General features: G+C 25.8%; 10 protein-coding genes and 1 tRNA gene. 6 read left to right on the top strand and 5 right to left on the bottom strand.

What is annotated here, in order from left to right; genetic code table 11:
• Window positions 1-91: 91 nt before the first annotated feature.
• Window positions 92-1,765, top strand: coding sequence for a methionine--tRNA ligase (gene metG / locus H0H37_RS01395; protein WP_185882202.1), 1,674 nt, complete (start codon window positions 92-94; stop codon window positions 1,763-1,765).
• Between the two features lie 21 nt (window positions 1,766-1,786).
• On the opposite strand, the gene H0H37_RS01390 is transcribed toward metG, so the two are convergent.
• The 5 genes from H0H37_RS01390 to H0H37_RS01370 all read right to left on the bottom strand — a co-directional run bounded on the left by H0H37_RS01390 (window position 1,787) and on the right by H0H37_RS01370 (window position 8,715).
• Window positions 1,787-1,875, bottom strand: a tRNA-Ser gene (locus tag H0H37_RS01390).
• A 36-nt stretch (window positions 1,876-1,911) separates the two neighbouring features.
• Window positions 1,912-3,117 (bottom strand): diaminopimelate decarboxylase, encoded by a 1,206-nt coding sequence (gene lysA / locus H0H37_RS01385; RefSeq protein WP_185882201.1) that lies wholly within the window; start codon window positions 3,115-3,117, stop codon window positions 1,912-1,914.
• Between the two features lie 121 nt (window positions 3,118-3,238).
• Window positions 3,239-5,641, bottom strand: coding sequence for an endopeptidase La (lon, locus tag H0H37_RS01380; protein WP_185882200.1), 2,403 nt, complete (start codon window positions 5,639-5,641; stop codon window positions 3,239-3,241).
• 90 nt (window positions 5,642-5,731) lie between these two features.
• Window positions 5,732-7,759, bottom strand: a complete 2,028-nt coding sequence (gene ligA / locus H0H37_RS01375) for an NAD-dependent DNA ligase LigA (protein WP_185882199.1) — start codon at window positions 7,757-7,759, stop codon at window positions 5,732-5,734.
• Window positions 7,760-7,827: 68 nt separating this feature from the next.
• A complete protein-coding gene (locus tag H0H37_RS01370) occupies window positions 7,828-8,715 on the bottom strand; it encodes a N5-glutamine methyltransferase family protein (RefSeq protein ID WP_185882198.1) in 888 nt (295 codons plus the stop codon).
• Between the two features lie 33 nt (window positions 8,716-8,748).
• On the opposite strand from H0H37_RS01370, the gene mnmE reads away from it, so the two are divergent.
• Genes mnmE through rplI form a run of 5 tightly spaced genes read left to right on the top strand, consistent with a single transcriptional unit; the run spans window position 8,749 to window position 13,595 of the window.
• Window positions 8,749-10,161: a tRNA uridine-5-carboxymethylaminomethyl(34) synthesis GTPase MnmE gene (mnmE, locus tag H0H37_RS01365; RefSeq protein WP_185882197.1), complete on the top strand. Its 1,413-nt coding sequence runs from the start codon at window positions 8,749-8,751 to the stop codon at window positions 10,159-10,161.
• A gap of 19 nt (window positions 10,162-10,180) precedes the next feature.
• Window positions 10,181-11,725, top strand: coding sequence for a glutamate--tRNA ligase (gltX, locus tag H0H37_RS01360; protein WP_185882196.1), 1,545 nt, complete (start codon window positions 10,181-10,183; stop codon window positions 11,723-11,725).
• 60 nt (window positions 11,726-11,785) lie between these two features.
• A complete protein-coding gene (rpsF, locus tag H0H37_RS01355) occupies window positions 11,786-12,127 on the top strand; it encodes a 30S ribosomal protein S6 (protein ID WP_185882195.1) in 342 nt (113 codons plus the stop codon).
• Window positions 12,127-13,140, top strand: a complete 1,014-nt coding sequence (rpsR, locus tag H0H37_RS02800; RefSeq protein WP_394798454.1) for a 30S ribosomal protein S18 — start codon at window positions 12,127-12,129, stop codon at window positions 13,138-13,140. Before rpsF ends, rpsR begins: the two co-directional genes overlap by 1 nt.
• A 5-nt stretch (window positions 13,141-13,145) precedes the next feature.
• The gene (gene rplI, locus H0H37_RS01345; RefSeq protein WP_185882194.1) at window positions 13,146-13,595 is read left to right on the top strand and encodes a 50S ribosomal protein L9; all 450 of its coding nucleotides are present in this window, start codon (window positions 13,146-13,148) and stop codon (window positions 13,593-13,595) included.
• Window positions 13,596-13,944: the final 349 nt, after the last annotated feature.

The following is a 13,944-nucleotide window of genomic DNA, read 5'->3' as shown; positions in this document are numbered from 1 at the left end:
TTAAATGGATTGTATTATATTTAAGTAATAATTAATAATTTTGTTATTATTCGAATATCATTGATTATCATTGTTTGATAATGAAAGATAGATGAAACCGAAACCATTAAACAAATATATAGTTACAGCAGCTTTTCCATATTCTAATGGGCCTATTCATATAGGACACTTAGCAGGCGTTTATGTTCCAGCAGATATTTTTGTTCGTTGTCTGAAAAGAAAAGATAATAAAATTAAAGTTATTTTTATATCTGGAGCAGATGAACATGGAGTTCCTATTACTATGCAAGCTAAAAAAGAAAAAAAAACTCCAAAAGAAATAGTAGATAAATACTATATCATGATGAAAAATTGTTTTCATCATTTTGGAATACGATTTGATAATTTTTCTAGAACTTCTGCAAAAATTCATCATAAATTGGCTCTATCTTTTTTTAAAGAATTTAGTAATCAAAATATACTTTTTGAACAGGTGTCTGAACAATATTATGATTCAGTAGCACAACAATTTTTACCAGATAGATATTTGTCTGGAACATGTCCTATTTGTAATAGTTCTATAGCATATGGAGATCAATGTGAAAATTGTGGATCCACATTAAGTAGTGAAGAATTAATCAATCCTATATCTACTATAAATGGGAGTATACCAATTTTAAAAAAAACAAAACATTGGTATTTTCCTTTGAATAAATATCAAAAATTTTTAGAAAAATGGATTTTAAAAGATCATAAACATGATTGGAAAGTGAATGTTTATGGACAAGCAAAATCATGGTTACATCAAGGATTAACCCCTAGAGCTATTACAAGAGATTTGAATTGGGGAATTACGATCCCAAAGTATTATGGAAAAGTTTTATATGTATGGTTTGAAGCAGTATTAGGATATATTTCTTCTACCATAGAATGGGCACAACGTAATCGACAGGACTGGAAATATTATTGGAAAGATGATAAAACTAAACTGATTCAGTTTATAGGAAAAGATAATATTGTATTTCATTGCATAATTTTTCCAATCATACTTAAAGCTTATAACAAAGGTTATATTTTTCCTTATCAAGTTGTAGCTAATGAATTTATGAACTTAGAGAAAAAGAAAATTTCTACTTCTAAAGGTTGGGGTATATGGATTCATGAGTATTTGAAAGAATTTCCAAATCAACAGGATACATTACGATATTTTCTTATATCTAAGATGCCAGAAAATAAAGATAGTAATTTTAATTGGAAAGATTTTCAAACAACAAATAATATGGAATTAGTAGCCATATTAGGAAACTTTGTCCATCGTAGTCTTACTCTCATTCAAAAATATAGTAATGGAATTGTGCCAACTCCTGGTTCTTTATCTTTTTTTGACAAAAAAATATTAAAAATAATTCAAAAATATCCAACAAATATTAGTAAACTGATAGAAACCTTTAAATTTCGGGATGCTCTAGGATGTTTTATGGATTTAGCAAGAATTGGAAACAAATATTTAACAAAGGAAGCTCCATGGAAAAATACAAAAAGATTAAATAGTATTCTTTATATAAATATGCAAATTTTAGGAATGTTATCACAATTATCAGAACCTTTTCTTCCATATACATCAGAAAAATTATTTAAAATACTGCGTTTAAAATCTTGTTTGTGGAATCAAATACAAGAAGAAATTTTATCACCAGGACATATATTAGGAAAACCTTTGATATTATTTCAAAAGATAACAAATGATTGTGTGAAAAAACAATTAAAAAAATTAAATAATATATAAGCAAGCATTCAATAAAAAAAGCGGAGAGAGAGGGATTCGAACCCCCGGAGGGAACAAATACCCTCAACGGTTTTCAAGACCGTCGCAATTAACCGCTCTGCCATCTCTCCAGATACAATTAATCATACATAACATTAAATTAATAATTAGAATGGTATTTCTACAATATTTTTTAAAATATCTTTCATAGTTTCTCTTTTTCTTATCAAAAAATCTTTTCCATTTAATATCATTACTTCAGATGGTCTATAACGAGAATTATAATTAGAAGCCATAGAGAAACAATATGCTCCTGCGTTTTTAATACATAAAACATCTCCTTCACGAATTTCTGCAATTTTACGATTTAATCCAAAGGTATCAGACTCACAAATATATCCTACAACTGTGTAAAAACGAAGACGACCATTAGGATTAGAAATATTTTCAATTTTATGATAAGCTTCATAAAACATGGGACGAATGAAATGATTAAATCCTGAATCTACACCTGCAAATACGGTAGAAGTTGTTTGTTTAATAACATTTACATTAACTAAAAAATATCCTGATTCACTAACTAAAAATTTACCTGGTTCCAATATTAAAGTCAATTCTTTTCCATAAGATTGACAAAAATTTTTAAATTTTTCTACAATTGATTTACTTAAAATGGATATATCCGTTGTTTTATCATTTTTGTTATATGGAACTTTAAAACCGCTTCCAAAATCAATATAATCAAGATTGGGAATATCTATAGCAGTATTATATAATACTTGTGATCCCTGTAAAAAATATTTAATATCTGAAATATCAGATCCTGTATGCATGTGTATCCCCTCAATTTTCAATCCTGTATTTTTTAATATTCTTTTCATATGAGGTATTTGATATAAAGAAATTCCAAATTTGGAATCTATGTGTCCTACTGAGATTTTTGTATTACCCCCTGCCATGATATGCGGATTTATTCTGATCCCTACGGGATAATCTGTATGATATCCACCAAATTGTTCCAAAATAGATAAATTGTCTATGTTTATTCTAACACCTAATACTACCGCTTGTGTGATTTCTTCCAAAGAAACACAATTAGGTGTGAAGATAATTTTTTTTGGATTAAATCCAGCTTTGAGTCCCAATTTAACTTCTTGAATAGATACGGTATCTAATCCACTTCCCAATGTTTTCAAAAATTTTAATACATTTAAATTAGTATTTGCTTTACATGCATAATAAACTTGAAACGTATCAAGTTCATTAAATGCTTGTATCATTTTTATGTATTGTTTTTTAATAATTTCAAAATCATATATATAAAGTGGAGTTCCGTATTTTTTTCCTAGTTGTATGAGATATTCTCTATGCATTGTTATATTTTAACATCATACGATACGTTATATATATAATATAACTTTATTCTTGTATTTATTATTTTTTTCATACTATTACTACCACTATATATAGATAGCTAGAGCTATAATAGTCTAATTATAATAGAGATAATTGAATAACATCATTCATTTCTCTAACATAATCAAAGGTAAGTCCTTTGAGATGTTCTTGTTTGATTTCTTGTACATCTTTCTTATTTTCTTGTGAAAGAATGATTTCTTTAATATTAGCTCTTTTAGCTGCAAGAATTTTTTCCTTTATTCCTCCAACAGGAAGTACTTTTCCTCTTAATGTGATTTCTCCAGTCATAGCTAAATTTGGTTTTAACTTTCTTTTTGTATAAATGGATACTAAAGAAGTTAACATGGTAATTCCAGCAGATGGACCATCTTTTGGAACTGCCCCTTCAGGAACATGTAGATGAACATTGTTTTCTTCAAACATTTTAGGATCTATATGAAATTTTTCATAATTAGCTTTAATATACTGTAATGCAATGGTAGCAGATTCTTTCATAACTTCTCCTAAATTTCCGGTAATATTTAAATGTCCTTTTCCTTTTGATAAACTGGATTCAATATATAAAATATCTCCTCCAAAGTTAGTCCAAGCTAATCCTATGACTACTCCTGGAACATCATTTTTTTCATAACGTTCTGGGTCATTTGGAATTCCTAAAATTTTTTCTATGTTTTCAACACTTAAACGTTTTATATATTTTTTATTCATAGCAATATGTTTAGCAGCATAACGAGCTAATTTTGCTATTTGTTTTTCTAATGTTCTTAAACCAGATTCTCTAGTATAACTTTCAATTACTTTTTCAATTTGCTTGGTTCCAAGTATAATATCTGATTTTTTTAATCCATTTTCTTTTAATTGTTTAGGTAAAATATATTTTTTTACAATAGGTGTTTTTTCTTCAATTGTATATCCATTCATTTCAAGAATTTCCATTCTATCTATCAATGCTGGTTGTATATTAGAAAGTGAATTTGCTGTAGCAATAAACAATACTTTGGATAAATCATATCCCATTTCAAGAAAATTATCATAAAAAGAAGTATTTTGTTCAGGATCTAAAACTTCTAACATAGCTGAAGAAGGATCTCCATTTGTGCCTAATCCCATTTTATCAATTTCGTCAATAACAAAAACTGGGTTAGAAGTTCCTACTTTTCGTATAGACTGTAATAGTCTCCCTGGCATAGCTCCAATATAAGTTCTTCTATGGCCGCGAATTTCAGATTCATCGTGTAATCCTCCTAAAGAAACACGTACATATTTTCTTTTCATTGCCGTTGCTATAGATTTACCTAATGATGTTTTTCCTACACCAGGTGGTCCATAAAAACATAAAATAGGAGAACGCATATCCCCTCTTAATTTCAATACTGCTAAATATTCTATAATTCTTTCTTTAACCTTTTCTAAACCATAATGATCTCTATCTAAAATTTTTTTGGCAAAATCTAAATCAAAACTATCTTTTGAATATCTACTCCATGGGAGATCAATCATTAGTTCCAAATAATTTCGTTGTACAGTATATTCTGGCATTTGAGGATTTGTTCTTTGCATTTTTAGAAGCTCTCTATCAAATTGTTTTTTAGCTTCTTTTGGCCATTTTTTTCTAGATGCTTTTGCACGCATTTCATCAATTTCTTTTTCATAAGAAATATCTCCTAGTTCTTCTTGAATGGCTTTTATTTGTTGATGCAAAAAATATTCTCTTTGTTGCTGATCCATATCACTTCTAACCCTAGATTGAATGTCATTTTTTAGTTTTAATTGTTGATGTTCAACATTCAAAAAACGCAATGTTTCCATTGCTCTTTTTTTTAAATCATTGTATTCTAACAATTTTTGTTTATCTCTAGTAGCTAAATTCATATTAGCTGCTACAAAATTTATTAAAAAAGAAGGACTTTCTATATTGCGAATTGCAATACTAGCTTCCGAAGGAATATTTGGATTATCTTGAATAATTTTTATGGCTATTTCTTTTATAGCTTCAACCAAAGCTAGATACTCTTTATCCTTACAAGAAGGTTTTTTTTCTTCTAACGCTATAATCTCAGCTTTAAAATATGGATCATTTTGAATAAAACGATTTACTTTAAATCTTCTTTTTCCTTGCAGAATTACCGTAGTATTTCCGTCAGGCATTTTTAATAATTTTAATATTTTAGCGACAGTACCTATAGAGTATAGATCCTTTTCGCTCAAATTATCTATGACAGAATTTTTTTGAGTTAATACTCCAACGGTTTTATTACATCCATAAGCATCTTGTAATAATTGTATAGACCCACTTTTTCCTGCTATTATTGGAAAAACTATTCCAGTATATAAAACCATATTTCTCACTGTCAATATGCATAATTCTTCAGGTATATCATCTTTAAGAAGCTGATCTTCTTCATCTTGACTCATTAAAGGTATAAATTCAGCTTCAGATTCAAATCCAGATTCGGTAAATATATTTTTTAGTAACATACTAAAATAGATTTCTTACTTAAATGATGATGCATAAGAATCAACAGTACTAAATATACTGTTTTCTATATGAAAAAAAAAACGATTAGTTTATTGTTCTTTTTTTTTATTTTCGATTAGTTTTTCAAAATAATCTTCATTTATAATTTCAATATTTTTTTTTTTTATAGATTTTGCAACTTTTTGCCCAAAATTTTTTCCAATTACTAGAAAATTTACTTTATTATTGATAGTATTAAAAACTTTTCCACCTAAATGTTCTACTACATTTTTTGCTTGATTACGAGTCATTTTTGATAATTTTCCTGTAAATACAAAAGATTTACCATTGAGAGGTAAATATGTTGTTTTGATATTGTTTGATGAAATATATAATCCTTTTTCCATTATTTTTTTAACTAAAAATTTATTTTTATGAATTGAAAAATAATTGAGTATGCTATTAGCAATTTTGTCACCTATTCCTGTAATAGATATCAAATGATTGTAATTTGCATTTATTATGGCATTAATATCACTAAAATGTTCAGTTAACTTTTCAGAAATATATTCTCCCACATGGGGAATACCAAGAGAATATAATACTCTTTTCAAAGATGAATAGTAAATTGATTGATTGATGTTGTTGATGATTTTATGAGCTGATATTTGATTTACTCCATTAATTTGAATAATTTTTTTTTCATTTAATTTATATAAATCGGTTATTTCACATAACAATCCTTTTTTGTATAATTTTTTAATCATTGATTTTCCAATTCCTTTTATATTCATTCCATGTTCGCTAACAAAGTGTTGTATTTCTCTTTGTTTTTTACTTGGACAGTTTATCCTATTAGTACAATAATACAAATCTTTCTTTTTTATTAATAAACTTTGACATGATGGACAATTTTTAGGAAAACATATAGGATTTGTTTTAATTAATCGTTTGTTTATATTAATATTTTTTAATTTTGGTATAATTCCACCTCCTTTTTCTAATAAAAGTGAATCTCCATTATGAATTTTCATATTTTGTATAAAACGATAATTATAAAGACCTACTTTTTTTATTATTGTTCCAGAAATTTTAACTGGATATACGTTAGCAATAGGAGTAATAATTCCAGTACGTCCTACTTGAAAAGTAATATTCAATAAATTAGTTTCAGATAATTTGTTAGGATTAAATTTATAAGCAATTGCCCATTTAGGATATTTATTGGTAGATCCAATAATATATTGATTTTTATATTCATTTATTTTGATAACAATTCCATCAGTATAATAAGGTAATATATGATGTTTATTATTCCAATAGTCTATGAAATGTAAAATTTCTTCTATTGTATTTGTATTGCAACAAAAAATAATTTTTGGAACATTAAATCCCCATAATTTTAAATATTTAAAAGATTTATATTGTGTATTAAACGGTAAGTTTTGTCCTATAACGGAATATGGTATACAAGATAAATGTCTACTAGCAACTACTTTTGTATCTTTCATTTGTAGTGTACCACTTGCTGTATTTCTTTGATTATAATAAGGGCGTAACCCATGTTTAATTCTGTTTGCATTAATTTCTGAAAATATTTTTTTTTCAAAAAAAATTTCTCCACGTATTTCAAGATATTTAGGATGATTTCCCCCTTTTAACTTTAATGGTATAGATTTTATAGTTCGTACATTGGCTATAACGTTTTCTCCTTGTTTTCCATCTCCACGAGTTAAAGCATGAGATAACAATCCATTTTTATAAATTAAATTAATAGAAACACCATCGTATTTTAGTTCACAAACTAAAGAACAAGAATAAAAAATAATTTTTTTTATGCGTTGTATCCAAATCAAAAATTCTTTTTTTGAATAAGTCTTTTTAAGAGAATACATTCTATATTTATGATGAAAAGTAGAAATATAGGAAGATAATTGATGTCCTACTGTTAAAGTAGGAGATTTTGTGTCAAATAATTCTGGGTAATCTCTTTCTAACAAATATAATTCTTTTAATTTTTTATCAAATTCTTCATCAGATATTTTGGATTGATTTAATATATAATATTGATAATTATACATTGATAATTCTTTTCTTAGTTTCAATATTTTTTGTCTAATTTTATGATCATTATTCATATATACAGTAGATAAGATATAAATCACAGAAACAATATATAAACATATAATACATTATAATATCTAAATTAGATTATTATGATACGAATCATTCTTAATAATCCATGACAATCTTTTCGAATTTCAATATTTGAAATTCCGTGTTTTTTCATAAAATTAATAATATTTTCTAAATCAATTGATGAATTAATTTCAAAGTATAAATATACTTCATTATCAAATTGTTTTTTAATCCAAAGGATTATTTTTTTATAAAATATAAATGTATCTTCATCCGGAACGAATAATGCTTGAAAAGGTTCATATTGAACAATATTGGGATGTAGAGATTTTTTTTCAGAAAATTTTATATAAGGTGGATTACTAACAACAATAGTAATATTGTGTTTATTATTATAAACATAAGTGTCAATTAAATTTTTTAAAATATCTATTTTTCTGAACATGATTTGTTCGTTATGCATGTAGGAATTTTGTTTAGCAATCAAAATAACTTTATAAGAAAAATCGAAAGCATGAACTATACTACATTTAAAAAATTTTTTTAATGTAATTGCGATACATCCACTGCCAGTACCTAAATCAAATATTTGTATATTTTTATTATCACTAATATATCGATGATCCTTGATAATCCAATAGACAAGTTCTTCTGTTTCTGGTCTTGGAATAAAGACATTTTCATTGACAAAAAAATTCATTCCAAAAAAATAGGAATTATTAATAACATATTGAATAGGTCTATTCTTTTTTAATTCCCATAATTTTCTAATTAGTTTATGGTATATAACATCTTCGATTTCTTCTTTATGATATAATTTTAACATAATAGAAATTTTATCACATTGAAATACATGAGTAGTTAACAAAAAAAAAATATTTTCTAATTCTCTATATTCTGAATATATTGAATGAAGAGTTTTACAAAACAACTGATAATATTTATTTATATTCATACAAAAAAATAAAATACTGATTTTTATTTAACAATGTTATTTAATGATGATACTATTATTGCGTTAGCTACACCACCAATGGGGGCAAGTGCAATTTCTGTAATTCGTTTATCTGGAAAACAATCCATATATACAGTTGATAGTTTTTTTATTTCTGCTAAACATGGAAAAAAACTGCAAAATCAGTCAACACATACAATTCATTTAGGATATATTTCAGATAACAAAAATAAAAAATTAATAGATCAAGTATTGATATCAATATTTAGAGAACCTTATTCTTACACAGGAGAAAATATGATTGAAATATCTTGTCATGGATCTCAATATATTCAAGAATATATAATAAAGTTATTTTTAGAAGAAGGAAAAGGGATTAGGTTAGCTAACCCTGGAGAATTTACATTTCGTGCTTTTTTAAATAAAAAAATAGATTTATCACAAGCAGAAGCCATTTATGATATTATTTATTCTGAAAATAAAACGAATAATGAAATATCTTTGCAACAGATAAAAGGGACATTGAAAGAATCGATTAAATCGTTAAGAACAAAGTTATTGAATTTTTCTTCTTTGTTGGAATTAGAATTAGATTTTCCTGAAGAGAATAATCCTTCTTTAAAAAAATCAACACTTTTGTCTATTTTAAAAGATTTACAAGTTTCTTTAAACAATTTAATTGAATCTTTTTCGCTAGGAAATGCTATAAAAACAGGAATTATTGTAGTCATTATTGGAAATACTAATGTAGGAAAATCCACTTTATTTAATCAAATTTTACAAGAAAATCGTTCTATTGTATCACATGTTTCTGGTACTACTAGAGATAGTTTAGAAGGTAATGTAATTTTGAAAGGGATTCCCTTTCGTTTTGTGGATACAGCAGGAATTCGTAAAACAACAAACCCAATAGAATTATTAGGAATTAATAAAACTCTGAAAAGCATAAAGAATGCACATGTAATTTTATATCTTTTTGAGGCATATAATGGAATAGAAAAGCAAAAAAAAATTATTCAAACAATTCAAACTTTAAATAAAAAATATCCAATGAAAAAAATTTTTGCTATTGCAAATAAATCAGATATATCTTCTTTTAAAGATTTTTGTAATTTACACTCATCAGTTAATAGAATATTTGATATATCATCCAAAAATAATCAAGGAATCAATAAAATGTTAGATGTTTTAAGTAAATTTTTTTTTGATCAATTTGCGAAAAAAAGAATTATTGTAACAAATAATAGACATTATGAAGCGTTGAAAAAAACATTAGAAGAGATTTCGATTGCTTATAATGCGTTAGCGTTAAATAATAATATTTCAATAGATTTAATTTCTCTACATATAAGAGAATCTTTTCGTTTTTTAGGACAAATTACCGGAGAAATTACCAATGAAGAAGTTTTGAGCAATATTTTTTCTAAATTTTGCATTGGAAAATAATATATAAATATTTATAATTGTGTTAGATATAATAAATGATATAGTTAGAGTCCGTTTTGCCCCTAGTCCTACTGGACCTTTACATTTAGGCGGACTTAGAACAGCATTATATAATTATCTTTTTGCTAAGAAACATAGAGGAAAATTTATTCTTAGAATAGAAGATACTGATAGACAAAGATTGGTTCCTAATTCGGTATCTTATATTTTAGAATCATTGAAATGGTGTAAAATAGAGCCTGATGAGGGGGTTGGATATGGTGGCCCTTATGTTCCTTATTATCAATCTAAACGTTTAGATATTTATCGTTTTTATCTGAATAAATTATTAGATCAAGATAATGCATATTATGCTTTTGATACAGATAAAGAACTCAATGAAAAAAGAAAAGAATATAAGAATATTGGATTAACTTTTTCTTATAATTCTAGTATTAGAATGAATTTAAATAATTCATTGTATATGAATAAACAAAAATTGAAAATAAAAATTAATTCTGGTATACCTTATGTGATTAGATTCAAAATACAACCAGGTAAAAAATTAAAAATATATGATTTGATTCGTGGCAATATAGAAATAAATACCGATGATTTAGATGACAAAATTTTATTAAAATCCAATGGGTATCCTACTTATCATTTGGCAAGTACAATTGATGATTATTTAATGAAAATTACTCATGTTATTAGAGGTGATGAGTGGTTGCCATCTATGCCATTTCATTTATTGTTATATAGAGCATTTGGATGGTCAAATCCTAAATTCGCACATTTACCTTTGATATTAAAAAATGATGGACTAGGCAAAATCAGTAAAAGAAACATGAGTTTAGATTATCCAATTTATCCTTTGCAATGGAAAAAAAATAATACTACAATCAAAGGGTATCGAGAATTAGGATATTTTCCAGAATCTATTATCAATATGTTAGCTTTATTGGGATGGAATCCTGTAGGGGTAGGTAAAAAAGAAATTTTTTCAAAACAAGAATTAATTCATTTATTTTCTTTAGAACAAGTATCAAAATCAGGAATTGTTTTCAATTTTAAAAAGTTAAAATGGTTGAATAAACAATACTTAACAAAAACAGAAAATATAATAGATAATATCATGTTTGTTCTTCAAAATGAACTGACAAAGCGTTCAATACAACAATATAATAAATATAATAATAGAGCCTATCTTGTAAAGATTATACATCTTGTCATTGATAGACTTTATTTTATTCATGATATATGGAAACACACTTTTTACTTTTTTATGGATCCATCTTCATATGAAGATGATTTTTTTAAAAAAATTTGTAATGTACAAAATTTAGATTTGTTAGAATATGTAAAAAAATTATTATACAATATTTCTTTGTTTAATTTGGACAACTTGAAAAATATTTTTTATGAACAAATAAAAGTAAAACGTAAAATTATGGAATTACTTCGTTTTGCTTTAGTAGGCAAACTAACTGGTGTGAATCTTTTGATTATTTTAGACATATTAGGAAAAGCATCTAGCATACGAAGGATAAATAAATTAATCAAACAAATTATGAAAAAACTTTGATATTTGTTTTGACAATAAACCATAAAAATATAGATTTATGTTTTTTAAATGTATAATTCAATGCTTACACATACACATTATGAAAGTGTTCTAATCATTACCCCTATTCTTTCTGATGAACAAGCAAAACAAACGGTAAAAGAATACGAGGATTATATGATACAAAAAGATGGACAGATAGTTTATCAGGAACATTGGGGATTGAAAAAATTAGCTTATCCAATTAAAAAAAAACAAAGTGGTTGTTATCATTTATTTGAATTTTTGTTTTATCCTAATTTAATTTCTAGTTTAGAATTAAAATTAAGACAAGATGAACGTATTTTACGTTTTCTTACTGTTAAACTCAATAAATATGGTATTGAATATGCCAAAACAAGAAGAAATAAAATTAAAAAGTGATGATTGTAGATAAAAATAAAAAACAAAAAAAAAAAATAAATAAAAGTGGTCATGTAGAAGAAGTGAAACAAGTAGCAAGTGGTAATGTAGAAAAAGTGAAACAAGTAAAAAGTAGTAATGTAGAAGCAGTGAAAAAAGTAGTAACTGGTAATGTAGAAACAGTGAAAAAAGTAGAAAGTGGTCATGTAGAAGAAGTGAAACAAGTAGACAGTGGTCATGTAGAAGAAGTGAAACAAGTAGAAAGTGGTAATGTAGAAGAAGTGAAAAAAATAAAAACTGGTAATGTAGAAACAGTGAAACAAGTAAAAAGTAGTAATGTAGAAGCAGTGAAAAAAGTAGTAACTGGTAATGTAGTAGAAACAGTGAAAAAAGTAGAAAGTGGTCATGTAGAAGAAGTGAAACAAGTAGACAGTGGTCATGTAGAAGAAGTGAAACAAGTAGAAAGTGGTAATGTAGAAGAAGTGAAACAAGTAGACAGTGGTGATGTAGAAGCAGTGAAAAAAGTAGTAACTGGTAATGTAGAAGCAGTTAAAAAAGTAGAAAGTGGTCATGTAGAAGAAGTGAAACAAGTAGCAAGTGGTAATGTAGAAAAAGTGAAACAAGTAGAAAGTGGTCATGTAGAAGAAGTGAAACAAGTAGCAAGTGGTAATGTAGAAAAAGTGAAACAAGTAGAAAGTGGTCATGTAGAAGCAGTGAAAAAAGTAGTAACTGGTAATGTAGAAATCGATTCTGTCTCATCAGAAACAGCAACAGAAAGTAATTTTAGATATTTATCTCCCTTAAAGATAGAAACCAAAAAAGAAAAAAAATATTGTTTTTTTCAAAAAAATAATATTAAATATATAGATTATAAAGATTCTTCATTTCTAATTAAATTTTTAAATGCACAAGGAAAAATTCTACCTCGTAGAATTACGGGCACTTTGCAAAAAAATCAAAAAAAATTAAATTCTTCTATTAAAAAATGTAGAGAAATTGGTTTATTACCTTTCGTTACAGATGATTTAAAATAATTATTATGAAAATTATTCTAACAAAAGATGTAGAAAATTTAGGTTTTAAATATGATGAATTAGAAGTTAAACCAGGTTATGCTAGAAATTATTTAATACCAAAAGGTTATGCAATTTTATCTTTTCCTGGAATGGTCAAAGATATTAGTGAAATTATGAAACATCGTTCTAAAAAAGAAGAATCTATCATTGAAAAATCTAAAGAAATAGAAAAAAAATTAAAAGGATTAACATTACAAGTAAAAGCTAAAGTAGGACAAGGGGGAAAATTATTTGGGTCAGTTAGTAATAAAGATTTAATGGAAGTTTTAAATAAAAAAGGAATTTCTATAGAAAGAAAACTAATAAGAATTCCTGGAAATAAAATTATAAAAACCATTGGGAAACAACATGCTATTATTCGTTTGCATAAAGAAATAGAAATTGATTTTAATTTTGAAGTAGTTACGTATTAATTAAAAATATTTTTATATCAAAACAAACAATTTTTTAATGTTATTGTCCAATATAATATTGGCACAAAATTGCCATATTATGGCCATAATAAATATATGTATGTACTGTTTTGTAAGCATCATATATAATTAGTATAGTAGCATAATTAATCAAAAAAGCTAGCTAACTAACGAAATAGATACATCAAGTAAATTCTTATAAATTAATTATGGCTGTTTAGTACGTACTGAATTTTCATTTTTTTACCAGCTGAACTTCAATTGTATCATTTATTGTTTATTTTTGAATTATAATGTCAATATATATGAGTATATATGAGGTAAGGCATAACAGTAACACCTAATATTA

It is taken from the genome of Blattabacterium cuenoti, assembly GCF_014252335.1.
Classification (GTDB): domain Bacteria; phylum Bacteroidota; class Bacteroidia; order Flavobacteriales; family Blattabacteriaceae; genus Blattabacterium; species Blattabacterium cuenoti_AL.
The sequence above is the reverse complement of the archived record's forward strand: the minus strand, read 5'-3'. Positions and strand labels throughout refer to the sequence as shown.

What these genes read in the sequence shown, in the direction of transcription:
- metG (WP_185882202.1), top strand. Translation starts at nt 92, where the DNA reads ATGAAACCGAAACCATTAAACAAATATATAGTTACAGCAGCTTTTCCA.
- lysA (WP_185882201.1), bottom strand. Translation starts at nt 3,117, where the DNA reads ATGCATAGAGAATATCTCATACAACTAGGAAAAAAATACGGAACTCCA.
- lon (WP_185882200.1), bottom strand. Translation starts at nt 5,641, where the DNA reads ATGTTACTAAAAAATATATTTACCGAATCTGGATTTGAATCTGAAGCT.
- ligA (WP_185882199.1), bottom strand. Translation starts at nt 7,759, where the DNA reads ATGAATAATGATCATAAAATTAGACAAAAAATATTGAAACTAAGAAAA.
- H0H37_RS01370 (WP_185882198.1), bottom strand. Translation starts at nt 8,715, where the DNA reads ATGAATATAAATAAATATTATCAGTTGTTTTGTAAAACTCTTCATTCA.
- mnmE (WP_185882197.1), top strand. Translation starts at nt 8,749, where the DNA reads ATGTTATTTAATGATGATACTATTATTGCGTTAGCTACACCACCAATG.
- rpsF (WP_185882195.1), top strand. Translation starts at nt 11,786, where the DNA reads ATGCTTACACATACACATTATGAAAGTGTTCTAATCATTACCCCTATT.
- rpsR (WP_394798454.1), top strand. Translation starts at nt 12,127, where the DNA reads ATGATTGTAGATAAAAATAAAAAACAAAAAAAAAAAATAAATAAAAGT.
- rplI (WP_185882194.1), top strand. Translation starts at nt 13,146, where the DNA reads ATGAAAATTATTCTAACAAAAGATGTAGAAAATTTAGGTTTTAAATAT.